This is a genomic window from Desulfocicer niacini (assembly GCF_054657595.1).
In genome coordinates this window covers 1-24,549 of sequence record NZ_BAAHYK010000022.1, presented here as the reverse complement: position 1 = coordinate 24,549, position 24,549 = coordinate 1, and the positions used below count along the sequence as shown (strand labels likewise).

Below are 24,549 nucleotides of genomic sequence, written 5' to 3'. Positions count from 1 at the left end.
TTATTATAATCATAAAAAGGTGTAAATCAAGGTGTAAATCACAACATCGGCCATACGGATGTCAGGTAGATGGCCAAGCTTGCTCTTTTTAAACAAAAAAAGCCACATACATCTAAATGTATGCGGCTCTTTTTTATATGTGGTGCCGAAGGGGAGACTTGAACTCCCACGGGTCGCCCCACACGCCCCTCAAGCGTGCGTGTCTACCTATTCCACCACTTCGGCATAATCCTGAAATCAGTTGTTGCTGTCTGTTGATACCGGTGCTTCTGTCTGAACGGGTGCTGATACGTTCGTCATTATGGTTTTGTTCGCCCGATGTCCCGCTGTGTAGGCAAGGGTCAGGGAAGTCAGCATGAAAATAACGGCAACCCCGGTTGTTATTTTCCCCAGTACCGTTGCCGGTCCGGAACTTCCAAACAGTGTCTGGCTGGACCCACCGCCAAAGGAGGCCCCCATATCGGCGCCTTTTCCTGTCTGGAGTAGAACAATGAGAACCAAAAGAACACTGGCAATTACATGAATTGAGAGAATTACAGTTGTCATAAGTTATCAATCATATTTAATTATTTTAATGAAAGTATCTGCATCAAGACTTGCTCCGCCCACCAGTGCTCCGTCTATATTTTCCCTGGACATAAGGGTTGAGACGTTGTCTGGCTTGACCGAACCACCATATAGTATCCTGGTTGCATTTGCAAGCGTTTTTCCAAAAATATCCGTTATCAAAGAGCGTACATAACAATGGGTGCTTTCAACCTCGTCCGGCGTTGCTACATTGCCGGTTCCAATGGCCCATACGGGCTCGTAGGCAATGACAAGGGCGTTCACCTCATCGGAAGAACGAAACCCTTTTAACCCATTTCGAATCTGTTTGTCAAGCACAGAAAATGTCTTTTCCGCTTTTTTTTCAGCATCGCTTTCTCCGATGCATAAAATGGGAATCAGACCGGCCTGTAAGGCGGCTTTTGTCTTCATTGAAATGTGCTCATCGGTTTCATGGAAGTATTGTCGACGTTCCGAGTGGCCGATGATGACATAGTCAGCACCGGCAGCTTTGATCATATCTGCGGAGACCTCACCTGTGAAGGCACCTTGTTTTTCATAAAACAGGTTCTGGGCGCCTGTTTTAACAGGGCTGCCTGCAAGGCACTGACTCACCAGGGGCAGGGAAAGGAAGGTGGGGGCGATCATGATATCAATATCTTTTACATCCCCGGCCAGCTGTGCCAGTTGGTCTGCACTGGCCACAGCCTCTGGTCCGGTTTTAAACATTTTCCAGTTTCCAGCGATCAATGGTTTTCTGCTCATGTAAATGGTTCCTTTGTTCTTTGTCACGCATGTTCATCTGGTTTTTTAAAAAATTCTGTGAAATCCACGGAGTTATTATGGAATATGTTTTTATTCCCGCCTAGTTTGATCACCTTTGAGGATGCCCGTGGCCTGGGAAATACTTCTTTTACCGTATTGTAAAATAATTTCAGTGGTTTCTATCAAGGGCTTCTCACCTCGGATATCCACGGCCTTCAGCAGGATGGGCAGGTTGACACCTGTCATCACCTCAACTTTTCCCTCTTCCAGAAAGGAATAGCTCAGATTGGAAGGGGTTCCGCCGAACATGTCTGTGAAAATAATGACGCCCTGGTCATCTCTCACTTTTTTAATGCCCTTTTTTATTTTTTTCAGCAGCAGGTCCGGATTTTCCTTGATGTCAATGGAGATGGACATGAGATTATCATATTTGGTACCCATGATAAATTCCACTGTCTCAATAAGGGCTTTTCCCAATCCGGCATGGGTAACCACAAGAAGGCCTGTCATATGTTTGTTATATCCCTGTTAATGTCTCTGTGTGTAATATTAACTGTATTATCTTTCTGGTGCAAATGCTCAAAGAGTTTTCTGGCAATGGCGACGCTTCTGTGTCGTCCCCCTGTGCACCCAATGGCAATGGTCAGGTAGGCCTTGCCCTCTTTTTGATATAGTGGAATCAGAAAATCCAGAAGGGAGATGGTTTTAGAAAGAAATTGTGCGGCTTCTTTCGTGGTCAGTATAAAGGCTCTCACCTCTTTAGATTCACCGTCAAGATGTTTCAAATCCGGATCGAAATAGGGGTTTTTCAAAAACCGCATATCAAAAATCGTGTCCGCTTCCCTGGGTAGCCCATATTTAAAGCCAAAGGAAAGGATATGGATTTTGATCCTGGATTTTATGGAATTGCCTTCCTGGGCCATCTGTGTGATTTTGGCCTTGAGCTGATGAACATTCAGGCTTGTGGTGTCAATGATGCGGTCGGCGGTACTTCTGATGGTGAGCATCTTTTCTTTTTCTGAGCGGATGCTGGTGATGAGGCTTTTGTCATGATCCAGCGGATGGTGACGACGGGTCTGGCTGTATCGAGTCACCAGCACGTCTTCATCGGTCTCCAGGAAGATGGTTTCCGGATGAAATCCGCTTTCACGAAGTTCTTCCATGATACCTGTGTAGTGGGTAAGAAAATTGTTGGCCCGCATGTCCATGACAAAGGCCAATCCGTTGAGTGCCGAAGCTTTCTGGACGGGCAGTTCCAGAAATTTAGGCAAAAGCGCCATGGGCATGTTATCAACGCAGTAAAATCCTGCATCCTCCAGTGCTGCCATGACGGTGCTTTTACCTGAGCCGGAAAGGCCGGTGATAATGTATATTTTTATGTTTTTCACGCCTTTTCTCCCGGAATGGGGGTCGGTGGTTTACCCGCGTGATGTCTGTGATGAAGATCTGGCCGGGCAAAAGATATGGTTTGAAGACTTCTGCCCGGCTTTTATCGTACAATGTTGTCAGAATTCGTCATCCACACCATGGATGACATCAACAATGTCATCCACGGACTGGGATTTCATTAAACAATCCTTGAAATCACTTTGTTTCAGTAGACGGGAAATCTGTGCCAGTACTTTCAGGTGGCTGCCGGTGGAATTCTCCGGTGTAATCAGTAGAAAAAAAATGTGAACCGGTTTGTTGTCCAGGGAGTCAAAATCCACACCGCCACGACTGAGTCCAAATCCCACCACTATGGAATCAATGGCTTTGAGTTTTCCGTGGGGAATGCCGATCCCTCCCCCGATTCCCGTACTGCCAAGCTGCTCCCTCTCCAGCAATACCTTTAATATACTATGACTGTCGGTATGTGCCATGTCGGATACTGCAGCTGCGAGTTCCTCCAGTACGCCTTTTTTGTCATTTGATTTCAGATCGGCAATAATGGCTGATCTGTGAAGAATCTCTGATATTTTCATGTAAAGTTACACCTGAAGTATATAAACAATTAGTTGCGGGGCTGTATTAGTCCCAGGTTTCCATCATTGCGTCGATAAATTACATTTACGCGTTCTGTCCGGGCATTGCTGAACACAAAGAAATTATCATCTCCCGCCGTGAACTGGACCACTGCATCATCCACATCCATGGGTTTTACATTGATGGATTCCACCACCACCTCCGGCCCTGAAACAACTTCCGGTGAAGGAGTGGCAGCTTCAGTATCTGGTATAGCCGGACTGAGAAAGGCAATTTCTTCATCTTTAATACTTTGTTTGTTGCCGGACATGTGCTGTCTGCTTTTTTCTTTGCTCTTTTTGATCTGTCCCCGCAGTTTATCCACTAGGGTATCAATGGAAGAATACATATTTTCAGATGATTCTCTGGCATGGAGTTTCATACGATCACAGATCAGGGTTATTTCAGCAATATGTCTGATTTTTTCAACGGAAAGGACCACATTTGCCTCTGCGGGGCTTTCCAGCATCTTGTCAAAGCGATCCATCTTTTTCTGAACATAGGACTTTAAAGCATCGGAAGGATCAATTCGTTTGAAAGTTACGGCTGTCTGCATAGTGTTACCTCCCTAAAATTGTTTTCGTTTGCTGGATGGAAGAATGCAAAGCATTTCCCTGTATTTTGCCACGGTTCTTCTGGCAATTTCAATGTTGTCCTTTTCCAGTAATTCTGCCAGTTTTTTATCGCTCAACGGGTGCTGTGGATCTTCCGCCGCCACAAGGTCTCTGATTTTTTCCTTGACACTTTCAGAGGCCATGGCCGCACCGTTGGTGCGTTTGATGGAGCTGTTAAAAAAATATTTCAGTTCAAACATCCCCTGGGGGGTGTAGGCATACTTGTTGGTGGTTACACGGCTGATGGTGGATTCGTGCATTTCAATGTCTTCGGCAACATCTTTTAAGATCATGGGTTTAAGATAAGAAACCCCCTTGTCAAAGAAATCCCTTTGGAACTTGATAATGCTTTCCATCACGGCATAGATGGTTTTCTGGCGTTGGTGGATGCTTTTTATCAGCCAAGATGCCGCCTGCATTTTTTCATGGAGATAGGCCTTGGCATCCTTGGGTATTTCTGTGCCGTTGGAGATGGAATCCTTGTAATAGCGGTTGATTTTAAGCTTGGGAAGTCCGTCATCGTTCATGACGATCTTGTAATCATCTCCGTCCTTGTACACATAAATGTCCGGCAGTATATAATGGGGCTCCTCCGAGGAGAATTCCCGGCCGGGCTTGGGTTCCAGGTATTTAATAACATTGACGCAGGAGATGACATTGTCAATGGAGATGTTCAGGGCATTGGCAATTTTCTTGTAGTTTTTATTTTCAAGGTTCTTGATGTGCTCTGAAATAATCCGTTCAAGGATGGGGTTGGTGATTCCCAGTCGTTTGACCTGGATGAGCAGGGCTTCTTTGAGATCCCGGGCGCACACGCCGGGAGGATCAAAGGTTTGCATGGTTTTAAGAAGGGTTTCAACGGCTTCCATTTCAAAATTACCTGTCTGGGCAATTTCTTCAAGGGGAGCACAAAGATAGCCGTCAATGTTAAGGTTGCCAATGATCAGGCTGCCGATCTGCTCTTCCATGGGGGTCGGGCCATTCATGAGAAGCTGCCATTGCAGATGTGCCTCCAGGGTTGTTTTCTGGCTGGTGAATGCCTCGTAGTTGGGGGCCTCTTGATGATCTCTTTCCGTGTGAACGCGACCGGTGGAGTTATATTCATTGATATAACTTTCCCAGTCAATGTCATCGCGGACCTTTTCATCAATGGTGACCTCTTTCATGGGTTCTTCCTGGGCCGGGGACGCTTCTTCCTTGTCCGTCCGTTCGGTCTCTTCGGGCAGTTCTGCCACCACTTCCTCAAGGGCCGGGTTTTCTTCCATTTCCTGCTGTATCATGCCCGCAAGTTCCAGGCGGGACAGTTGAAGCAGTTTAATGGCCTGCTGCAACTGGGGGGTCATCACCAGCTGCTGCGTCAAAGTTAGATTTTGTTGGAGTCCAAGTGCCATATCACAGTTTAAAGTCATCTCCCAGATAGATTTTACGTGCTAACTTGCTTGAGGTGATTTTTTCAGGGGAACCTGATTCAATCACACTTCCCTCATTCATGATATAAGCGGTGTTGCAGACACACAAAGTTTCCCGCACATTGTGGTCGGAAATCAAAATGCCGATGCCTTTTTTTGTCAACTGCACAATGATCTGCTGAATGTCGGCCACAGCCAAGGGGTCAATGCCGGCAAATGGTTCGTCCAGAAGGATAAAAAGTGGGTCTGTGGACAGTACCCTTGCGATTTCAAGCCTTCTACGTTCTCCACCGGACAGTACACTTGCCTTCTGTTCAGCCAGATTTAAAATTCCCAGCTCCTTCATTAGGCCCTCTGCCTTTCCGGTAATATTTATCGGGGGATCGGGCAGGACCTCCAGTACCGCAGTAATGTTTTGTTTAACGGTGAGTTTTCGAAATATGGACGGTTCCTGGGGAAGATACCCGATTCCGTTTCTTGCCCTCATATACATTGGATAGTCTGTAATTTCTTCCCGGTCAAGGAAAACCTTGCCTTCATCCGGTTTAATCAGGCCCACTGCCATGTAAAATGTGGTGGTTTTTCCGGCTCCGTTGGGACCCAGCAGCCCTGTTACCTCACCGTGCTTCACGCATATGTTGACATCTTTAACAACGGTTCTTCCCTTATAAATTTTCACCAGGTGATTTAATGTCAGCTCGGGCATGTTTATTTTTTTCCCGGTCCCTTGGAGGTTGAGTCTGCATCAGCGGAATTAAAGAATGCTTCCACTCGATTTGTGCCCTCACTTTCCACCACCACCCGGCGGGTGTCCTGGTACAGGGTTATTTTTTTACCTGTTACACGGCTGCCGGCAGATATCACCGTGGGTGCGTTGCCGGTTAAAATGATGGTTTGCTCCTCGGGAGTGTAAACGGCTTTGTCCGCCGTTGCTTTTCCATCATTCTGGACCATCTGGACATTTCCCGAGGCAATGAGCTGCTTGATATTGTCAGCACCCGGTGCGGTGGTGTCGGTGGTTTTCCGGTCTTTTTTTTCTGCCTCGGAATAAAGTATCACCTTGACATGATCGGCATGTATGGTGACGTCCAGTCGGGTTGCCACCACATTTCCTTTGAATTCCACCTGGGAATTTGCCTCATCAAATATCATGCTGTCTGAGGTGATGCGAACCTTTTCCTGTCGGGCATCTGTTGTTTTGTCTGCGGCCTGGAGCAGGCAATGGAACTCCGGAAGCATTAACATGGTAATAAGGCCCAGCGCAGTGAAAAATAAGGGTTTGATTTTTATCATTTATAAGCCCTTTGAGTGGATGATGTATTTGTGGTGTTAAGGCAAAATCATAGAACTTATGACGGACGAGTATCTGTCAGGACATGCCCGGTATATCAAAAAATTATGTTAATTAAAATCTTCGGCCACGGGCTGGAAGAATCCTTTAAAATCACCTGTGAGTCGGACCACATGGGTGTTTAAGTCCAGGGTGAGTTCGTTGGCTGTCATTTCTGCCCGGGGACTGGTTAAAACCACAGGATTCAATGAGTAGATTATATGTCTTTTCTTCTCATATTGCAACCGGTCTGTTTTAAGAACGTGTTCTTGATGGCGCACCACCACGGTGTCGGAAAATGTCATGTCGTGCTTTTCCGTGTCCAGGGTACCGGCCCGGGAAGTCAGATGAATTTCATCCCCCCCGGCAAGAAAGAAATGAACTGAAACATCGGTGAGAACGGCCAGGTGCTCCTGCCTTAATATTCTGGCGGAGGCGGCTTCAAGGCTCCATTCCTTGATGCCGTTTCGGGTGGATGTCTGGCGCATGACACCAAGGGAAACAAGGGTCTTGGAATCAATGTCGATGTTTTGTATCACCGGTGCCGTTTGGGTGATGCGGTTAACCACGTATAAAGACAAAAGGGCCACCACAACGCATGCCATGAAGACTGCAAGTATTAACAAAAACCTGTTTCTGTCCTTCAGGCCTGATTTCATTTCAGAAAGCCCTGGACGGTTTTCAACCACAGTCCCTTGGCCTTTAGTATCTTTTCACACACTTCCCGGACGGCCCCTCGCCCGCCCTTGCCGCTGGTGGTGTAATGGGCAAGGGAAATAACCTCAATGGGGGCATCTGCCACGGTGATAAAATGGTCCACGGCATGATAAACGGCAAGGTCCGGCAGATCATCGCCCATGAACGCAGTGGCTGCAGCTGGGATGCCTGTCTTTTCAATGATGGTTTGAAACGCCGTTAATTTGTTTTTAACGCCTTGGTAAAGTATTTCAATTCCCAGATCCCGGCATCGCATCACAAGGGCATCGGATTTTCTACCGGTGATGATGCCCACCTTCACCCCGGCTTTCATGAGCAGACGCAACCCAAGGCCGTCGCGGACATTAAAGGTTTTGATTTCCGCCCCTGTATCGGAATAGGTGATACTGCCATCGGTCAAAACTCCGTCCACATCCAGTAACAGCAGCTGGATATCAGCCATTTTGTTGGTCTGTGTCATTGCATTGCCCTTTTGATTTTAATGAGGGTGGATAAGAGGGTTTCCATTTCATGGAGGGGGATGGAATTGGGACCATCGCAAAGTGCTTTATCCGGATCTGGGTGTGTTTCTATGAAAAGCCCGTCGGCCCCGGCGGCCATGGCTGCCCGGGCCAGCATGGGGGCATATTGCCGTTCGCCGGCAGATGCATTTCCGCTGCCCCCCGGCAATTGGACACTGTGGGTGGCATCAAAAATAACGGGAACCCCCATTTGTTTTATAATGGCCACGGATCGGAAATCCACCACCAGGTTATTGTAACCAAAACTTGTGCCTCTTTCGGTGATGCTCACCTGCCGGCATCCGGCGGATTTTGCTTTTTCAATGATGTTCATACAATCCCAGGGGGCCAGGAACTGTCCTTTTTTGATGTTGACAGGTTTTCCGGTGCGGGCCGCCGCCACAATAAGATCTGTTTGGCGGCATAAAAAGGCTGGTATCTGGAGAAAATCAAGCACCCGGGCGGCCTGTTGTGCCTGTTCGGGCAGATGAATGTCGGAAATGATTTTTAGACCCAGATCCTGTTTTATTTTGTCCAGGATTTCAAGGCCTTTGTCCATGCCGGGCCCCCGAAACGCATCAAAAGCGGTGCGGTTGGCCTTGTCAAAGGAGGCTTTGAAGATAAGGGGGATGCCAAGTCGTTTTGTGAGATCCTGAAGGACCCGGGCCACCTCACAGGTGGTGTCATGATTTTCAATGACACAGGGACCGGATATGAGAAAAAAGGGAGGTTTTTCGTTGGAATCTGTATGCTGCAAAAATGAATTCATGTTTTGTTTTACCATGGTTTCGGATTTTTTATAGTAAATATTCGGTCAACACCCCATCTTCACCTGTTTGGGGTATGCTCACATAGTATTGTATTAGTATGCTACGCAGCCCAAACATGCAAATATAATGCACTGCCCAAACATTTACATTACCAGGTCGAATATTTATGCTTTATATTCATTAAAACCTATATTTCCGATGGGTAAAAGTCAACAATGGAAAAGACCTTGATAACTTGTGCCAGAGCTGCTATTTTATTCAGGTTTTTATCTTTTAATGATAACCTACTGAAAAGATTAGGACCTATTAATGAGGAAATTCCTTTTTTTTATATTTGTTGTGTTCGTGCTTCTTCCCTGCGGCTGGTTGCTTTTTAATGAATTTGAGCAAAAAGATCCTGATATTGAAATGGTATTACCATCGGCGTATCTAAAACGATCCTATGATATATCCACCACCGTCAGGGACCGGGGCACCGGCCTGAAACAGGTGAAAATCACCATTTCCCAGGGAGATAAAAAAAAGGTACTGCTGGATAAAAAATATCCCTTCATGGGATACCAGTTCCTTTTCATGGGGGGAGGAGATCAGACGGAAAACCTCACAGTACCTGTGGAGTCCTGGAAATACGGCATGGTGGACGGAGAGGCCCTTATCACCGTGGAGGCCTGGGATCACTCCTGGAACGGCTGGAACAGAGGCAATCTCACCATGCAGGAGCAAAAGGTTATTATTGATACCCGCCCCCCCCGCATTGAAGTGCTCACCAAGGTCCATAATATTTCACGGGGAGGCAGTGGTCTTGCCGTATACCGTCTCTTTGAGCCTGATGTTCAAAGTGGTGTCCGGGTGGGAGATAATTACTTCCCCGGTTATTCCGGTCTGTTCAAAGACCCCTTTGTGCATGCGTCTTTTTTTGCCCTGAGTCATCTCCAGGGGCCGGGCACAGAGATTTTTGTCCAGGCAGTTGATGCCGCAGGCAACATGGCCAAAAGGGGCTTTTATCACTACATCCGGGAAAAACGGTTTAAAAAAGACACCCTTAATATTTCTGACAGCTTTCTTTCCCGGAAGATGCCCGAATTTGAACTTCAGGAAAAAGAGTTTGAGTTTACAAAGGCGGCCAAACCAGAGCTTGAAAAATTTATTTACATCAATCAAACACTCAGGCAACAAAATATTGAGGCCGTCTTTGAGCCCCTGGTGGCTGACTCTGCCCATGACATACTGTGGAAGGGAAAATTTTTAAGACTTTCCGGGGCGGCCAACCGGGCAAGCTTTGCCGATCATAGAACCTACAAATATAATGGCAAGACCATTGACAAAGAATATCATATGGGCATAGATCTGGCATCGGTGTCCAATGCCCCGGTGCCGGCGGCCAACACCGGCCGGGTTATCATCACGGATAATATAGGTATTTTCGGTAATCTGGTCATGATCGACCATGGCATGGGGGTTGCCACCATTTATTCCCATCTGTCTTCCATCAGCGTGAAAAAAGGAGATAGCGTTAACCGGGGGGATATCATCGGGCGCACCGGTGCCACCGGGCTTGCCGGGGGTGATCATCTTCATTTCGGGGTGGCTGTGCACAATGTGTTTGTAAATCCCGTGGAATGGTGGGATATGTCATGGTTGAAGAACAATATTCTTGATAAAATCGAAGATGTAAAATCTCAATTATAATAAGGATCAGGTGTAGACATGGGCGAATTCAAGGTCAACAAGACCTATGCTGAAATCAACGCAAAAATAAAATCAGGTGATGCCGTTGTGGTGACGGCCGAAGAAATCATTGGTATTGTCAAAGAACATGGCCCGGTGGAAGCTGCAGCCCAGGTGGATGTCGTGACCACCGGCACCTTTGCCCCCATGTGTTCCTCCGGCGCATTTATTAATATCGGCCAATCCAAACCTGTTATCAGAACCACCAAAACCTGGTTCAATGATGTGCCCGCCTATTCTGGTGTGGCGGCTGTGGACTGTTTCCTGGGTGCCACCCAGGTAAGTGATGATGATCCGTTGAATAAAATTCATCCCGGAGAGTTCAACTATGGTGGAGCCCATGTCATCCATGATCTGGTGGCGGGTAAAAAAATTGAGGTGCGTGCGGAAAGTTACGGCACCGACTGTTACCCCAATCGAAGAATTGAAAAGGCCATGACCCTGGCCGATATTCCCCAGGCCATCATGTGCAATCCCAGAAACGGATATCAGAATTATAATTGCGCCATCAACCGGGCCGATAAAATCAAGTATACCTATATGGGTACATTGAAACCGGGCATGGCCAACGCCAATTATTGCTCCGCCGGGGAATTGAGTCCGCTTTTTAATGATCCCTGTTTTAAAACCATCGGCATCGGCACACGGATTTTCCTTGGGGGTGCCCAGGGGTATGTTTCCTGGAGCGGTACCCAGCATAAAAGTGATGTGCAGCGGGCACTCAACGGTACGCCCGTTACCCCGGCCGGAACCCTTTTTGTCATGGGGAATCTGAAGGAAATGTCTCCGGAATGGCTGGTGGGTCAAAGCATAAGGGGGTATGGGGTTTCGCTTTCCGTGGGACTTGGCATTCCCATTCCCATTTTAAACGAAGAGATGGCAACCTTTACGTCCGTAAGTGATGCCGATCTGTTCACCCAGGTGGTGGACTATGGCCATGATTATCCCCAGGGGATTTCAAAAAGTTACGGGCAGGTGAGCTATGCGGAGCTTAAAAGTGGCACCATCATGATCCAGGGCAAAGAAATTCCCACAGTGCCTTTGTCCAGCATGATAAAGGCCCGCAAGATTGCCATGCTGTTGAAGGAATCCATTAAAAACGGTACGTTTTTTCTGGGGGAACCCCAGCATCTTTTTTAAGTATTCTTTTTTTTAAAGCACATGACAGATTATCCTGTCACAACGAAGAATGAAAATGGCATTATGCCGCCCCCAGCGGCCATGCGGCCCGGGACCTTCGTCGGCCATTTTGTCCTGCCGGTCTAAAGCGCAGGAACTGCGGTCAGGTTTGTCCTCACAGCCTGCGCTTCTTAGCGCCCGGCAGGGCAAAAGGACGGATCGCCTCTGGGTCCGATCGGGCCGGACCGCATGGCCGCTGGGGGCTCTGCTGTCGGTATTTTGAGGCAGTGTTTTCTTACAAAAAAATAGGGACAGATCCCATTGAAAAATCAATCCAGCGCCCCGGCCGTCGGGGCAGAAAAGAAACCTAAGGGTGCTTTGCGTGAAAACATAGAGGCCATTCTCATTGCCGTTGTGCTGGCCCTTTTTATCAGAACCTTTGTGGTGCAGGCTTTTAAAATTCCTTCTGGTTCCATGAAAGACACCCTGCTCATTGGGGATCATATTCTGGTGAGTAAATTCATCTATGGCGTTAAGGTGCCCTTCACCGACGGGTACACCCTGATTCCGGTGAAAGACCCCAAAAGAGGGGATATTGTGGTATTTAAATATCCCGAAGATCCGGACAAGGATTTCATTAAACGGGTGGTGGGTGTGGCCGGGGACACCGTCGAGATCAAGAATAAAAAACTCTATGTCAATGGAGAACTCCAGGATCATTCCGCCTTTGCCGTGTACAGAGATCCCCACATTATTCCTGCAAAGTTCAGTGCCCGGGATAACCTTCCCCGGGTGACGGTGCCGGAAAATTCACTTTTTGTCATGGGCGACAACCGCGATAACAGCCATGACAGCCGCTTCTGGGGATTTGTAAATTTAAAGGCGGTAAAAGGGAAGGCATTTATCATTTACTGGTCCTGGAACAGCGATGAATTCGGTGTCCGCTGGAATCGGTTGGGGCACCTTTTAAAATAACAGGAGAACTTGATCGCAACATCGACGGCTTTCATCTACGACTCCGGGGGTGACCCGCCAATTGTGATGACTGCCCGAGTCTGTGATCAAGCCTAACAGGAACATTTACACCATGCGATTTGAACACAAAGATCTTCTGGATATTGCATCCCTTTCGTCCCAGGACATCACCATGATCCTGGACACAGCCGAGGGCATGAAGGAGATTAATAAACGGCCGGTGAAAAAGGTGCCCACCCTGCGGGGCAAAACCATCGTTCTTTTTTTCCAGGAACCCAGTACTCGCACCAAGCTCTCCTTTGATATTGCCGCCAAACGATTGAGTGCTGATGTGATTTCCATATCCACCGGCTCCAGCAGTATTGTAAAGGGCGAAACCCTCATTGACACGGTGAAAAATTTGGAGGCCATGAGCCCGGATATTATTGTCATACGCCATTCTTCATCGGGGGCAGCCCAGTTCATTGCAAAAAAATTATCCCCTTCCGTTGTCAATGCCGGTGACGGGCTCCACGCCCATCCCACCCAGTCATTGCTTGACATGATGACCGTGCGGGAAAAAAAGGGGGGCATTGACGGCCTTAAAATTGCCATCATCGGCGACATTGCCCACAGCCGTGTGGCCCGGTCCAACATTAACGGGTTTACGAAGATGGGGGCCACAGTTACTGTGACGGCTCCCGGCACCATGATCCCCAGGGGCATTGAAACCCTGGGATGCCACCTGGCTCCGGATATTGAATCCTGTGTGGAAGGCGCTGATGTGGTGATGATGCTGCGCATCCAGAAAGAACGCCAGGAGACCATTTTATTTCCATCGGAACGGGAATATGCCACCCGGTTCGGCCTTACCCGGGAACGCCTGGCCCTGGCCCGCAAGGATGCCATTGTCATGCACCCCGGCCCCATGAACCGGGGGGTGGAAATTGCCAATATGGTGGCCGATGGCGAACGTTCGGTGATCCTGGAGCAGGTGACCAATGGCGTGGCATTGCGCATGGCAGTGTTTTATCTGGTGGCAGGAGGAAAAAAATATGCTGACAAGGATTAAGGGCGCAAAAATTGTGGACCCCGGCAATGTGGATGGGGAATACAGGGATATCATCATCCGGAACGGATATATTGAGCAATTAATTGATCCCGATGGTGAGTTTGAGTCGGAAGACGGTACAAAAATTGAAAATATTGATGCCACGGGCATGATCGCTGTACCGGGACTCATTGATCTGCATGTGCATTTAAGGGAACCGGGCCACGAATATAAAGAGACCATTGAAACCGGTGCAAAGGCAGCCGTGCGGGGTGGGTTCACCACCATTTGCCCCATGCCCAATACCGCTCCTGTGAATGATAATAGCCAGGTCACCGCCTATATTGTGAACCGTGCCAAAGAGCTGGGCTTATGCCGGATCCTGCCCGTGGGTGCCATCACCCGGGGCCTTGAAGGCAACACGCTTGCAGAGTATGGGGACATGAAACAAAAGGGTATGGTGGCCATTTCCGATGACGGCCGGCCTGTTGCCGATGCACGGGTGATGCGCCGGGCCATGGAGTATGCCAGCGGTCTGGGGCTTGCGGTGATTTCCCATGCCGAGGATCTTTCCCTGGCCCGGGACGGTGCCATGAACGAAGGGATCACGGCCACGCAACTGGGCATCAAAGGCATTCCCAATGCCGCGGAAAGCATCATGATCATGCGGGACATTGCCTTGGCTGAACTCACCGGTGCCCGCCTTCACATTGCCCATGTGAGCTGCGAAGAATCCGTGGATGCCATCCGCCACGGCAAAGCCCGGGGCGTAAAGGTAACCGCAGAAACCGCCCCCCATTACTTTACCCTCACCGACGAGGCCGTAGCCCAGTATGACACCCATGCCAAGATGAATCCGCCACTGCGAACAGAAAAAGATCGTCAGGCCATCATCGGGGGTCTGATGGACGGTACCCTGGATATCATTGCCACGGACCATGCCCCCCACTCTCCCCTGGAAAAAGAGGTGGAGTTTGACCGGGCGGCCTTTGGCATAGTGGGGCTTGAAACTTCCCTTGCTTTATCCCTTGGGCTGGTGCAGGAGGGGCAACTGACCTTTTCCCAGTTAATTGAAAAGATGTCCAAAAATCCGGCGGCCATTCTGGGCATTGACAATGATCTGAAACCGGGTAATCCAGCAGATATAACGATTATTGATCCCGAAGCCTATCACACCATTGATCCGGATACCTTTTTCTCCAAGGGGGTGAATACGCCCTTTGTGGGATTTAATGTAAAGGGGGAGGCGTGGATGACATTGGTTCAGGGTCGGGTGGTGTTTGAAAAGGATGTTTAACCGTTTGATGGTTATTTTTTTGCTGCATTACAGATGCCTTTAAATTTGTCTGGGACTTGCTCACAACATGGGCCACTTTGTCTGTACATCTCTGCAGTTAAAAAAATAGGATCGTAAAGGGGATAATGAACACTTGTTCTGCACATATTCTGGTGGTGGATGATGAACTGAGCATGCGTGAGTTACTTGATGTGATGCTCACCCAGGAGGGGTACGGGATTTCCCTTGCCAATAATGGGAAACAGGCTCTTAAAATCATTGAAAAGAAGTCCTTTGATATGATTTTGTGTGATATTCGCTTGGGAGATCTCACCGGGCTTGATATTTTGCGGGCGGCCAAGCAGAAAGACCCGGACACTGTTGTGATAATGATTTCTGCCTTTTCCACCACAGCGGTGGCGGTGGAAGCCATGAACGAGGGTGCCTTTGATTTTGTTCCTAAACCTTTTAACACTACGGAACTTAAGCGCTCCATTGAGAAGGGGCTGGCACTTAAACGACCTGATTGTCTCCGGAGAAATCGATCTCCCAGGGAAGAGGGCCATGCCCATTTCGGCAAAATCATTGGAGACAGTTCCGGTATGGTGCGCATCTATGAGCTCATCCGCCAGATTGCCAATACTAAGACCAATGTGCTTATTTCCGGGGAAAGCGGCACGGGTAAAGAACTTATTGCCCGGGCTATTCACGATCTGAGTGACCGACAGGACAACGCCTTTGTGGTGGTGAACTGTGCGGGTATTCCGGAAACCCTCATTGAAAGTGAGTTTTTTGGCCACACCCGGGGATCATTTACCGGGGCAGTGTCCGACAAAAAAGGGTTGTTTGAAGCGGCCCACCAGGGTACCATTTTTTTGGATGAAATCGGGGAGCTTACCCCCATGCTCCAGGTGAAGCTGTTGCGGGTGGTACAGGAGACTTCCGTGAAACCCGTGGGGGGAACTTCAGAAATACCTGTGGATGTGCGTATCATCTCCGCCACCAATAAAAAATTAGAAAATGAGGTGATAGACGGCAATTTCCGGGAGGACCTTTTTTTCCGGCTTAATGTAATCCCCATCAAGGTGCCGCCGTTGCGGGATCGGGCCGGGGATGTTAATCTTTTGGCCAACCACTTTATTGAAAAATATTCTGCAAAGATGCAAAAGGATATTTCCCGGATATCGTCCTATGCCCTGGATTTTTTGAATCAGTATACCTTTCCTGGTAATGTTCGGGAGCTGGAAAATTTGATTGAACGCAGTGTGGCGTTGTCTTCCACCAATATTATTCTGCCTGAGAGTTTGACTATTTCCACACATAAGAGACGTCGGTGGATAGAAGGGATTAAAGACCAGCGCTTTGATCTGGAGGAGGTGGAGAATGGCGTTAATCTTGATGAGATTCTTTTTTCCATTGAAGGGGCTTATTTGAGGAAGGCTATGGAGGTTTCCGGGGGTAATAAGAGTCGTGCTGCTGAGTTGCTGGGTATAAATTTGCGGTCTATCCGGTATCGGATTGCTAAACAGGGGGATGCTGAAGGGGAAGGGAAAGATCATTAATGTGAAAAAACACGATGCCCTATGGAGTTAAATTGGGAAAACGCCTTAGATTCACTAGTATAATGCTCTTCAGGAAGGCACTGTTTTGGTAATATATTTGATGGATGCTTTCGTGAAATTGGTTGACCGTGTTCATGTTTAAACTTGTAGATATAAATTTTGTTATGTTTCTACCCAAATTTGTCAATGAACAGAGTTCCTATTGAAGTAGATTCTTTGTGTGAAATTGCGTTTGTAATAAATATTTGTTATATATATCAGTATTTTAAGGTGTGTATCTTTGAGAGGATCTAAGCTTTGGTATGATTTATGCTTTGACTAAATATGTATTTATGTTATTTTTTTAATCCAATAATCCATTTCAGGAGGACATTATGTCTCAAAAAGTTAAAAGAAATGAAAAAGGTTTTACGTTGATTGAGTTGATGATCGTTGTCGCCATTATCGGTATTTTGGCAGCCATCGCTATTCCAAATTTTCTGAACTATCAGTGTAAGGCTAAACAGTCTGAAGCAAAATCCAATCTGGGAACCATCCGGAGCATGCAGGAAGCATATTTTGCAGAGCATGATGAATACGCTGTCACTATGGGGGCTATTGGTTTTTCAACAAAAGGAAATAATCGATATACATATACTAGTGCTGGAACCACGACTTTTACTGCTACAGCGACATCCCAAGGTAATGGTGTTAAAACTGCAGCGGGAGATGATGTTTGGACAATTACTAACGATGGAACTTTAACCAACACGACTAACGCATGTCAGAACTAAAATAGGATTTTTTTCTATAATGTTCGTTATGGGGCGTATTTATCGTTTTGATATTTCGCCCCTATAATTTTACTTTTGGTGGTTTTTGTTGGATTTCGGGGTCTTGTTTTTTACTTGATTGTGAGATCTTGAAAATTTTCGGCAATACATTCGATAGTTTGAAATATAATATATTTTTGATATTTCTAAAACCCTATTCAGTGCTCCTGCGGCACACTGAATAGGGTTTTGAAAATGGGTATGATGCGTGCCGCAGCACACTGAACAACGAGTTGGTGCAGTAAAACCACGTGGGGTGCTCCTCAACTCAGCATTCACTTATTTGTTCTATGTGTTTATTGATATAAAGACATGATTAAAAATTAAAAAGGACCAAAATGTTTTTTTAAAATATATAAATTTGTTGATTATCTATTTGATAACAATGCCTGAACTTCAAAATTAATGATTAAACCCTCAAAATGAGCGAATAGAGAGTTATAATAGAGTCAGGTATTAAGTGCCGTTGTGCATAATGAGACCTAATAACGTAACATGAGCCTTTTTTTAAGATCACGCCTAAATTTTGTTTGAGCGAGGTGATCATGATGGAACATTTTTCTGATATATCAGAAGGTTTTACTTTAATTGAATTGATGATTGTTGTAGCAATTATTGGCGTTCTAGCAGCCATTGCAATTCCAAACTTCATTCTTTATCAATGCAAGGCCAAGCAGTCTGAAGCAAAATATAATTTGGGCGCGGTAAGAACAACAGAAGAGGCATACTTTGCGTCATATGATATGTACACCACAAGCCTGAGCGCCATCGGATTTGCCACAAAAGGAACTTCAAATTATTCTATCATTATTTCTGTCCCCACATCGACAACCTTCCTTGCGACTGCCACCGCAACATTACAAGGTAGAAATGACAGGTGGACCATGAATCAGGATGGTGTCCTCAATAATTTAGATAATGCCTGTAAATAATAATTTAATCTTTATTGGCTTAACGATATGAAAATATTAATATTATGTTTAATATTTATTTTTTCGACAATTACCTTTTCCCTGCAATCAGATCTGATGACTCATCGATTTTCATACACATTTGACAATCCTGACTGTCCATGGTGCGAGACTCAAAGTGGTGATGAGATTACATATCTTCCCCTGAACACACTTCCCGCCCGACTGTTTTCGCCAGCTGATCCTGATTTTTTGAGTGATTTAATATGGATGAGAACCTGCTATTATTTTGGGGCACACTCCATTACGGATAACCAGTATGATTATCTGTCATTCCTGCTTGAACTCATTACCGATCTATCGCCAAAGTGGGAACTGCCTTACACTTTTGGGGCTATATCCCTTTTTATTGAGGCAGATTCTCCTTTTCAGGCCATGGGCATCATCGATAAAGGATTGAAACATCTTCCCTTGGTTTGGGAATTACATTTTCTCAGTGGATATATAGCCTGGAAGCATTTCAAGGATATGGAATCCGCCTCCATTTCTTTATTAAAAGCTTCCAAGATTAAAGGAGCACCTTCATATCTAGCAAGCCTTTCTGCCACATTAGCTCTGAAATCAGACAGCCAGGATTTTATCGATATGTTTGACAGAGCTGCATTGGAAATTATAGACAACTCGCAACAAAGACAAGTCATACAAAATAAAATAAGAAAAATGGAAACAGACGATCATGACTGATACGACTCTTGAATGGAATAATGTCAATTATTCTATCCGACAGGGTTTTCTCATGAAGCCGGTCAATATCATTAGAGATCTGAGTTTAAAAATACCCAAAGGCTTCTCTCTGGGGCTTGTCGGTCCCAACGGCGCTGGCAAGACAACCACTATCAAACTTGCAGCAGGAATACTTAAACCGGACACAGGCTTTGTATCAATTGACGGGAAATCTGTTTTTGCCTCTTCCATTAGATCCAAAATTGGATTTTTGACTGAAAGTCAATATATTCCCCCATATCTGAAACTTGGTGAATGGTTGGAAATGTTAGGTTCTTTGTCAGGCCTGCCCCGTAAATATTTAAAAAAAAGAGTTCCCTTCCTTTTAGATAAATTTGAATTGACTCACAAAACCGACACCCTTTTGAGTGCCATGTCAAAAGGGGAGACGCAGCGGGCGGGATTTGTCCAGGCGTTTTTGCACGAGCCTGAGATTTTGATTCTTGATGAACCTATGAGTGGATTGGATCCTCTGTGGAGAGCAAATATTCACGATATCCTCATGGAATTCAAGAAGAGCGGTGGTACTCTGCTTTTCAGCTCTCATATCATGTCGGATGTCGAGAGACTCTCGGATCGTATAGCGATGATCGCTTCAGGCAGTATACAGTGGGAAGGAAGTTTTAAGGATTTGCCCGTTATTGAAAAAAAATATCAAGTTGTTTTTAATATTAATGAGTCTGATCCTCAAATGATAGAGCGCATTAAATCGACATTTCACATGAATCACATTGAGAGACAGCCTGACGGATCGTTTTTTGTTAAATTGGACCATGTAGGAAAAAAACAACTGATAGCACTTGCCAGTCAGCAGGATGAAATATCAATTGATTCTTTAACGTCGGTTTATCCGAGTTTCAAGGACATGTTCAAATGAATAGAAGAATCATTCAGATTATGACCCTGGCATTCAATATTGTCAGAGAAAATATGCGCAATAAAACTTTTATTATCCTCTTCCTTTCCGGTGTAATGTTTTTTGTTTTGTCAGATATACTGGGGAATATGGCCATTGGCGACAAAAAACGAGTCATTCTGAATATGGGTTTCTGGATTATGGGATACTGGGGGGTGATCAGCGCTATCTTTTTGGGCGCTCAGGTCATTCAGCAGGAAATTACAAAGAAAACTATCTATTTAATTCTATCAAGGCCGGTGGGCAGGACCGAATTTTTTATTGGAAAATTCTGTGGTATCGTTGTGGTGATGGCCATTCTTTTTTTTATGCTTTCCTCCGCTTTTTCAATTCAATTGTTGATTGCAGGAAAATCGCTGACATTCTCTTTCTTTATAACGTTGTTTTTTATTTTTTCGGAATGGGTTGTACTTGCCGCATTCAGCCTTCTTTTTGCGGTTATGACGTCTCCACTTTTACATGGATTTATCCTCACCAGTTTATTCTTTTTGGGACACTGGAGCAAATATCTTTATATCTATTCTGTCAACACATCTGAAATTTTTCTTAAAAAATTGTTAATATTGTTATATCATGCCCTTCCCAACCTAGAAGCCTTAAATTATCGTGCTCCAACGCTTTACAATGAACCAATTGAACTGAACATGATGATTAAAAGTCTTCTGCTGTCATGCTCCTGGAGTATCACTGCACTGTTGGTGGCTATTTTGATCTTCAGATCAAGAAGACTTTTGTAAAAGATATTGGAAAAATACTTTGACTGAAAGATTTTGTCCAAAGAGGATATCCGCTTTTTTGTTGATATCTATTTTTATTAGCTTGATTTACAGTAATACTTTTAATGCTTCTTGGCATTTTGATGATTTTGGAAATATTGTCGAAAATCCCAAACTTCATATATCAGATCTTTACCCCGCTTCTCTTCTGAATTCCATGAAAGCCGCAATAAACGGTGGCTATTACAATGGTAATTCTTTTTATCGTCCCGTGGCGATGCTGTCCTTTGCACTCAACTGGTACTTTGGAAAGAGTAATGTTTGGGGATACCATCTTGTTAACACGGTTATCCATATCATTTCTGCTTTATTCTTGTATCTTGCCACCCTGCACTTATTTAAAACAAATAATTTAAGAGAAAAATATTTGAAGGAGAGATATTCCATTGCCCTTCTCTCTACCATTCTATGGGTTATTCACCCCATTCAGTCCCAAGGCGTTACCTATATTGTCCAGAGAATGGCCTCCATGGCGGCCATGTTTTATATCATTTCTATTTATTGTTATTTAAAAGCTCGCCTGGCATCATCCACAAGGGGACGTCTGGTTTTCTGTTTGCTTTTTTTGTTGAACGGAATTTTGGCTGTTGGGTGTAAAGAAAATGCTGCGCTTCTCCCGTTGAGTATTCTTCTTGTTGAAATTATATTTTTTCATAAATTGGAGCAAATATCTTTTCAAAAAAAAATGCTTTTCATATTAGGAGGCATTTTCAGTATAATATTTTTAATTGGTGCCGCATTTTTGTTTTATAAAAATCCTTTTGGTTTTTTGAACGGTTACACTCATAGGCCGTTTACCCTTTGGGAAAGATTGATGACTGAATCCAGAATTTTAATTCTATATTTTAAGCAGATAGTTTATCCTGTAGCCTCAAATTATTCAATTGTACATGATATCAAAATATCTAAATCTTTATTTTCTCCCTGGAATACCTTACCGTCCATTATTGCAATTGCCTCTCTCTTGGGCATTGGTGTTGCAAATATAAAAAAACGGCCATTTGTGAGTTTTGTAGTATTGTTTTATTTTGTGAATCACCTTGTGGAGTCCACCATCCTTCCTTTGGAATTGATTTTTGAACATCGAAATTATCTACCCTCAATGTTTCTTTTTCTTCCTGTTGCAGCGGGCTTGCATAACGCCTTGACTTTTTATCGAAAAAGAAATCAGTGGATGTTTTCTGTGATTGCAATTAGTGCAACCGCTTTTTTGTTTTTAACTGGTTTTACAACCTATACCCGCAATTTTGACTGGCAGACGGAGGAGACGCTGTGGAAAACGGCCATTAAGACGGCGTCGGGTAACCCCAGGTGTTATCAAAATTTGGCAAGCCTTTATTACCAACGGAATGGGATGTATGACATTGCCATTGCATTAAATAAAAAAGCCTTGTCCCTGGAGGATAAAAGCCCTGATTATTCCAGGATGGTCTCCTATGACAACCTTCAATTTAATTATATGCAAAAAAAAGAATTTGATAAGGCTGTTTTTTATGGGCAAAAGGCTGTGGAAGCCTACCCTGACTCCAATAATGCCAGATACAATTATATTGTCAGTCTGCTTTCCACGAATCAACTGGAGACCGCTGAAAAGCAAGTTGGTATTTTGATTCATGAGAAGAAACGACCGGATATTGTTTATCTCTATATGAAAGCCCATCTGCTGTTGAAAATGGACAGGCCCCGTGAAGCAAAATCCTATATTTTGAAATCATTTAAACTATCACCGTTAAATGCCAAATCTCAAATGTACCTTGGATTATACCATTTTCACCTCCATAATTCAGCCAAGGCAAATCATTATCTCAGTCTGGCCATTGATGGCATGAACTTTGATGATCAATTATTTTTATATTTTGTGCTTGTTGAAAATGCAGTTAATGCGGACCGTTTCGATATGGAAAACTTGTATTTAAAGCAAATGTTATCTCGATTTCCCTTGCCGGTAATTTTAGATAAGATTATGGAACTGGAAAAAGAAACTTTCCCAATGGTTGATCTTTCTCTTGGAAGATTAAGGGAGTCTGTAAAACTTGCAATGAATAAACAGCTGTAGAATTGGCAGAAACAGGGTCTGTGAATTGTTCTTTTTAAATATAAAAAAAATGGTGCATTTGAAGTTCAGACCCGTAAATTTTTATTTGATAAGTCTTTGCTTAGCCATTTTTCTTCTTTGCATTTGCATTATCATACTGAGCCTGGCCCCCCCCATCAGCCGAGATGCCCTGGTGCATCACCTGGCAATACCCAAGCTTTACCTGGAACATGGCGGTTTTTTCCCACTGCCCTGCATGTCTTATTCCTATTATCCCATGAACCTTGATCTGTTATATATGGTAGCTCTGTATCTGGGGTCTGACATAGCGCCTAAATTTATTCATTTTTCCTTTGCTTTGATGACAGCGGTATTAATTTTTAAATATTTAAAAAAACGGATGGATACCAACTGGGGACTTTGGGGCGCGTTTCTTTTTTTGTCCATTCCCATTATCATAAAACTTTCCATCACCGTATACGTTGATTTAGGTTTGATTTTTTTCTCCACTGCTGCTTTGCTGGGTATATTGAAATGGATTGAGACAGATTTTAAAGTTAAATATTTACTGTTAGCAGGTACCTGTTGTGGATTGGCCATGGGTACCAAGTACAATGGCTTGATTGTTTTTTTTCTTTTGACATTATTTGTTCCTTTTATTTATTCTCGCTTTAAAATTGGTACTTCTAATATTCAGATTAAAGCTGTTGGGGCTGGTTTGATTTTTGGATTAATGGCCCTTATTGTTTTCTCTCCATGGATGACCCGAAATTATGTTTGGACCCGGAATCCCGTTTATCCACTTTATAATAGTTATTTTAATGTTCAAATGAACCCGAAATGCGATATCAGTTCTAAGATTGAAGCTTTGCCTCAATCTGTGGAAAGAAAAATGGCGATTGGCAGGTTTGCCTACAGAAAGTTTGTATATGGAGAGAAGTGGTGGGAAATCGTATTGCTGCCGATAAGAATTTTTTTTCAGGGAAAAGATAATGATTTTCAGCTTTTTGATGGAAAACTTTCCATTCTGTTATTGTTTCTTCCTCTTTTTTCTTTTGTGTCTATTCCTGGCAGTATTGATCCATATAAATCTGAAAAAAAGATTTTGGTCTCATTTTCTGTTTTATTTATTTTGTTTGCTATTTTGGGTAGTGTCGTTAGGATAAGATATCTTTCACCGGTGATCCCTTGTCTGGTGATTTTATCAGTATATGGTTTGAAAAATATTATTTTTTTATTGCGGAATAGTTATTTTAAAACAATGAAAAGGGAAATTGTTTTCGGATTTTGGGCACTGCTCTTGATCTTTTTTACTTGGTCCCATGGCGGTTATTTTTTAGAACAGTTTGAATATATTAAGCCTTTTTCCTATCTTAGCGGCAACGTTTCAAAAGACGAGTATATAAGTTCGTATCGGTATGAATATCCGGCATTTCAATATATTAATGAGCACCTTTCTTCCAATGCTAAAATTTTGTTCTTTTATATTGGCAAGCGTGGCTATTATTGTAATCGTGAATATTTTCCAGATGAAGGTCGAAATATAAAATTGTTGTATGGATTGATTAATAGTGTTTCTTTTCCATGGGAAATTCGGGATGAGCTTCACAAATTAGGGATTACACACTTGATGATAAATAATTCATCTTTTAAAGATCGCATATTTTCAGATATAAAGGATGAAAACAAGAGGAATCTGTTTTTGGATTTTATCAGGAATTGGAGTGAAATGAAGTTTGATGAAAAGGGGTTTTCAATTTATGAATTAAAGGAAACGTGAACCTTAGTTTTAATGCTTAAATAAGCCTCCTTTTATGATAAAGTTTGGGCTATGATGACTTAGACGAGACAACCCCCCACTGTTAGGATAGTTGTCACATGAACTGAAAAACTCTATTATAGAAATACAGGAGGAAGTTCATGCGATACACAACGGAACGAAGAGAAGCTGTACTCAAAAAAATGATGCCA

Annotated in this window: 25 protein-coding genes and 1 tRNA gene; 13 read left to right on the top strand and 13 right to left on the bottom strand. The window is 44.4% G+C overall.

Annotation, left to right across the window (positions count from 1 at the left end; all coding sequences use genetic code 11):
• Positions 1-140: 140 nt before the first annotated feature.
• The 13 genes from ACYQ2M_RS13220 to kdsA form a co-directional block, all read right to left on the bottom strand.
• A tRNA-Leu gene (locus ACYQ2M_RS13220) sits at positions 141-225 on the bottom strand.
• A gap of 12 nt (positions 226-237) precedes the next feature.
• The gene (gene secG / locus ACYQ2M_RS13215; RefSeq protein WP_459916825.1) at positions 238-546 is read right to left on the bottom strand and encodes a preprotein translocase subunit SecG; all 309 of its coding nucleotides are present in this window, start codon (positions 544-546) and stop codon (positions 238-240) included.
• A gap of 6 nt (positions 547-552) precedes the next feature.
• The gene (gene tpiA, locus ACYQ2M_RS13210; protein ID WP_459916824.1) at positions 553-1,311 is read right to left on the bottom strand and encodes a triose-phosphate isomerase; all 759 of its coding nucleotides are present in this window, start codon (positions 1,309-1,311) and stop codon (positions 553-555) included.
• Between the two features lie 90 nt (positions 1,312-1,401).
• Positions 1,402-1,821 carry a PTS sugar transporter subunit IIA gene (locus ACYQ2M_RS13205; protein ID WP_459916823.1) on the bottom strand — a complete coding sequence of 140 codons (420 nt, stop codon included), beginning with the start codon at positions 1,819-1,821 and terminating at the stop codon, positions 1,402-1,404.
• Positions 1,818-2,699: an RNase adapter RapZ gene (gene rapZ, locus ACYQ2M_RS13200; RefSeq protein ID WP_459916822.1), complete on the bottom strand. Its 882-nt coding sequence runs from the start codon at positions 2,697-2,699 to the stop codon at positions 1,818-1,820. Before rapZ ends, ACYQ2M_RS13205 begins: the two co-directional genes overlap by 4 nt.
• A 117-nt stretch (positions 2,700-2,816) precedes the next feature.
• Complete coding sequence (locus ACYQ2M_RS13195) at positions 2,817-3,275, bottom strand: PTS sugar transporter subunit IIA (RefSeq protein WP_459916821.1); 459 nt, start codon at positions 3,273-3,275, stop codon at positions 2,817-2,819.
• 29 nt (positions 3,276-3,304) lie between these two features.
• Positions 3,305-3,871, bottom strand: coding sequence for a ribosome hibernation-promoting factor, HPF/YfiA family (gene hpf / locus ACYQ2M_RS13190; RefSeq protein ID WP_459916820.1), 567 nt, complete (start codon positions 3,869-3,871; stop codon positions 3,305-3,307).
• A 12-nt stretch (positions 3,872-3,883) separates the two neighbouring features.
• Positions 3,884-5,320, bottom strand: coding sequence for an RNA polymerase factor sigma-54 (rpoN, locus tag ACYQ2M_RS13185; protein ID WP_459916819.1), 1,437 nt, complete (start codon positions 5,318-5,320; stop codon positions 3,884-3,886).
• A 1-nt stretch (position 5,321) separates the two neighbouring features.
• Positions 5,322-6,044, bottom strand: a complete 723-nt coding sequence (gene lptB / locus ACYQ2M_RS13180) for an LPS export ABC transporter ATP-binding protein (protein WP_459916818.1) — start codon at positions 6,042-6,044, stop codon at positions 5,322-5,324.
• 2 nt (positions 6,045-6,046) lie between these two features.
• Positions 6,047-6,631, bottom strand: a complete 585-nt coding sequence (locus ACYQ2M_RS13175) for an LptA/OstA family protein (RefSeq protein WP_459916817.1) — start codon at positions 6,629-6,631, stop codon at positions 6,047-6,049.
• A gap of 108 nt (positions 6,632-6,739) precedes the next feature.
• On the bottom strand, positions 6,740-7,294 hold the full coding sequence (gene lptC / locus ACYQ2M_RS13170) for an LPS export ABC transporter periplasmic protein LptC (RefSeq protein ID WP_459916816.1): 555 nt from the start codon (positions 7,292-7,294) through the stop codon (positions 6,740-6,742).
• A 29-nt stretch (positions 7,295-7,323) separates the two neighbouring features.
• Positions 7,324-7,845: a KdsC family phosphatase gene (locus tag ACYQ2M_RS13165; RefSeq protein WP_459916815.1), complete on the bottom strand. Its 522-nt coding sequence runs from the start codon at positions 7,843-7,845 to the stop codon at positions 7,324-7,326.
• Positions 7,842-8,654, bottom strand: a complete 813-nt coding sequence (kdsA, locus tag ACYQ2M_RS13160) for a 3-deoxy-8-phosphooctulonate synthase (protein WP_459916814.1) — start codon at positions 8,652-8,654, stop codon at positions 7,842-7,844. Before kdsA ends, ACYQ2M_RS13165 begins: the two co-directional genes overlap by 4 nt.
• A gap of 310 nt (positions 8,655-8,964) precedes the next feature.
• Here kdsA and ACYQ2M_RS13155 point away from each other — a divergent pair, with 310 nt between their 5' ends.
• From ACYQ2M_RS13155 to ACYQ2M_RS13095, 13 genes are all read left to right on the top strand, one after another.
• Complete coding sequence (locus ACYQ2M_RS13155) at positions 8,965-10,344, top strand: M23 family metallopeptidase (protein ID WP_459916813.1); 1,380 nt, start codon at positions 8,965-8,967, stop codon at positions 10,342-10,344.
• Between the two features lie 18 nt (positions 10,345-10,362).
• Positions 10,363-11,523: a homocysteine biosynthesis protein gene (locus ACYQ2M_RS13150; RefSeq protein ID WP_459916812.1), complete on the top strand. Its 1,161-nt coding sequence runs from the start codon at positions 10,363-10,365 to the stop codon at positions 11,521-11,523.
• Between the two features lie 300 nt (positions 11,524-11,823).
• Positions 11,824-12,477: a signal peptidase I gene (lepB, locus tag ACYQ2M_RS13145; RefSeq protein WP_459916811.1), complete on the top strand. Its 654-nt coding sequence runs from the start codon at positions 11,824-11,826 to the stop codon at positions 12,475-12,477.
• Between the two features lie 112 nt (positions 12,478-12,589).
• On the top strand, positions 12,590-13,528 hold the full coding sequence (locus tag ACYQ2M_RS13140; RefSeq protein ID WP_459916810.1) for an aspartate carbamoyltransferase catalytic subunit: 939 nt from the start codon (positions 12,590-12,592) through the stop codon (positions 13,526-13,528).
• Positions 13,512-14,804 (top strand): dihydroorotase, encoded by a 1,293-nt coding sequence (locus ACYQ2M_RS13135; RefSeq protein WP_459916809.1) that lies wholly within the window; start codon positions 13,512-13,514, stop codon positions 14,802-14,804. The genes ACYQ2M_RS13140 and ACYQ2M_RS13135 overlap by 17 nt, the downstream gene beginning before the upstream one ends.
• Before the next feature lie 125 nt (positions 14,805-14,929).
• The gene (locus ACYQ2M_RS13130; RefSeq protein WP_459916808.1) at positions 14,930-16,345 is read left to right on the top strand and encodes a sigma-54-dependent transcriptional regulator; all 1,416 of its coding nucleotides are present in this window, start codon (positions 14,930-14,932) and stop codon (positions 16,343-16,345) included.
• A 374-nt stretch (positions 16,346-16,719) separates the two neighbouring features.
• Positions 16,720-17,118, top strand: coding sequence for a type IV pilin protein (locus tag ACYQ2M_RS13125; protein WP_459916807.1), 399 nt, complete (start codon positions 16,720-16,722; stop codon positions 17,116-17,118).
• Positions 17,119-17,702: 584 nt separating this feature from the next.
• Positions 17,703-18,089, top strand: coding sequence for a type IV pilin protein (locus tag ACYQ2M_RS13120; RefSeq protein WP_459916806.1), 387 nt, complete (start codon positions 17,703-17,705; stop codon positions 18,087-18,089).
• A 27-nt stretch (positions 18,090-18,116) separates the two neighbouring features.
• A complete protein-coding gene (locus ACYQ2M_RS13115) occupies positions 18,117-18,812 on the top strand; it encodes a hypothetical protein (RefSeq protein WP_459916805.1) in 696 nt (231 codons plus the stop codon).
• Positions 18,805-19,728: an ABC transporter ATP-binding protein gene (locus ACYQ2M_RS13110; protein ID WP_459916804.1), complete on the top strand. Its 924-nt coding sequence runs from the start codon at positions 18,805-18,807 to the stop codon at positions 19,726-19,728. The genes ACYQ2M_RS13115 and ACYQ2M_RS13110 overlap by 8 nt, the downstream gene beginning before the upstream one ends.
• Complete coding sequence (locus tag ACYQ2M_RS13105; protein ID WP_459916803.1) at positions 19,725-20,504, top strand: ABC transporter permease; 780 nt, start codon at positions 19,725-19,727, stop codon at positions 20,502-20,504. The genes ACYQ2M_RS13110 and ACYQ2M_RS13105 overlap by 4 nt, the downstream gene beginning before the upstream one ends.
• 19 nt (positions 20,505-20,523) lie before the next feature.
• Positions 20,524-22,599: a tetratricopeptide repeat protein gene (locus ACYQ2M_RS13100; protein ID WP_459916802.1), complete on the top strand. Its 2,076-nt coding sequence runs from the start codon at positions 20,524-20,526 to the stop codon at positions 22,597-22,599.
• Positions 22,600-22,657: 58 nt separating this feature from the next.
• Positions 22,658-24,358: an ArnT family glycosyltransferase gene (locus ACYQ2M_RS13095; RefSeq protein ID WP_459916801.1), complete on the top strand. Its 1,701-nt coding sequence runs from the start codon at positions 22,658-22,660 to the stop codon at positions 24,356-24,358.
• Positions 24,359-24,549: the final 191 nt, after the last annotated feature.

What these genes read in the sequence shown, in the direction of transcription:
- secG (WP_459916825.1), bottom strand. Translation starts at nt 546, where the DNA reads ATGACAACTGTAATTCTCTCAATTCATGTAATTGCCAGTGTTCTTTTG.
- tpiA (WP_459916824.1), bottom strand. Translation starts at nt 1,311, where the DNA reads ATGAGCAGAAAACCATTGATCGCTGGAAACTGGAAAATGTTTAAAACC.
- ACYQ2M_RS13205 (WP_459916823.1), bottom strand. Translation starts at nt 1,821, where the DNA reads ATGACAGGCCTTCTTGTGGTTACCCATGCCGGATTGGGAAAAGCCCTT.
- ACYQ2M_RS13195 (WP_459916821.1), bottom strand. Translation starts at nt 3,275, where the DNA reads ATGAAAATATCAGAGATTCTTCACAGATCAGCCATTATTGCCGATCTG.
- hpf (WP_459916820.1), bottom strand. Translation starts at nt 3,871, where the DNA reads ATGCAGACAGCCGTAACTTTCAAACGAATTGATCCTTCCGATGCTTTA.
- rpoN (WP_459916819.1), bottom strand. Translation starts at nt 5,320, where the DNA reads ATGGCACTTGGACTCCAACAAAATCTAACTTTGACGCAGCAGCTGGTG.
- lptB (WP_459916818.1), bottom strand. Translation starts at nt 6,044, where the DNA reads ATGCCCGAGCTGACATTAAATCACCTGGTGAAAATTTATAAGGGAAGA.
- ACYQ2M_RS13175 (WP_459916817.1), bottom strand. Translation starts at nt 6,631, where the DNA reads ATGATAAAAATCAAACCCTTATTTTTCACTGCGCTGGGCCTTATTACC.
- ACYQ2M_RS13165 (WP_459916815.1), bottom strand. Translation starts at nt 7,845, where the DNA reads ATGACACAGACCAACAAAATGGCTGATATCCAGCTGCTGTTACTGGAT.
- kdsA (WP_459916814.1), bottom strand. Translation starts at nt 8,654, where the DNA reads ATGAATTCATTTTTGCAGCATACAGATTCCAACGAAAAACCTCCCTTT.
- ACYQ2M_RS13155 (WP_459916813.1), top strand. Translation starts at nt 8,965, where the DNA reads ATGAGGAAATTCCTTTTTTTTATATTTGTTGTGTTCGTGCTTCTTCCC.
- ACYQ2M_RS13150 (WP_459916812.1), top strand. Translation starts at nt 10,363, where the DNA reads ATGGGCGAATTCAAGGTCAACAAGACCTATGCTGAAATCAACGCAAAA.
- ACYQ2M_RS13140 (WP_459916810.1), top strand. Translation starts at nt 12,590, where the DNA reads ATGCGATTTGAACACAAAGATCTTCTGGATATTGCATCCCTTTCGTCC.
- ACYQ2M_RS13135 (WP_459916809.1), top strand. Translation starts at nt 13,512, where the DNA reads ATGCTGACAAGGATTAAGGGCGCAAAAATTGTGGACCCCGGCAATGTG.
- ACYQ2M_RS13130 (WP_459916808.1), top strand. Translation starts at nt 14,930, where the DNA reads ATGAACACTTGTTCTGCACATATTCTGGTGGTGGATGATGAACTGAGC.
- ACYQ2M_RS13125 (WP_459916807.1), top strand. Translation starts at nt 16,720, where the DNA reads ATGTCTCAAAAAGTTAAAAGAAATGAAAAAGGTTTTACGTTGATTGAG.
- ACYQ2M_RS13120 (WP_459916806.1), top strand. Translation starts at nt 17,703, where the DNA reads ATGATGGAACATTTTTCTGATATATCAGAAGGTTTTACTTTAATTGAA.
- ACYQ2M_RS13115 (WP_459916805.1), top strand. Translation starts at nt 18,117, where the DNA reads ATGAAAATATTAATATTATGTTTAATATTTATTTTTTCGACAATTACC.
- ACYQ2M_RS13110 (WP_459916804.1), top strand. Translation starts at nt 18,805, where the DNA reads ATGACTGATACGACTCTTGAATGGAATAATGTCAATTATTCTATCCGA.
- ACYQ2M_RS13105 (WP_459916803.1), top strand. Translation starts at nt 19,725, where the DNA reads ATGAATAGAAGAATCATTCAGATTATGACCCTGGCATTCAATATTGTC.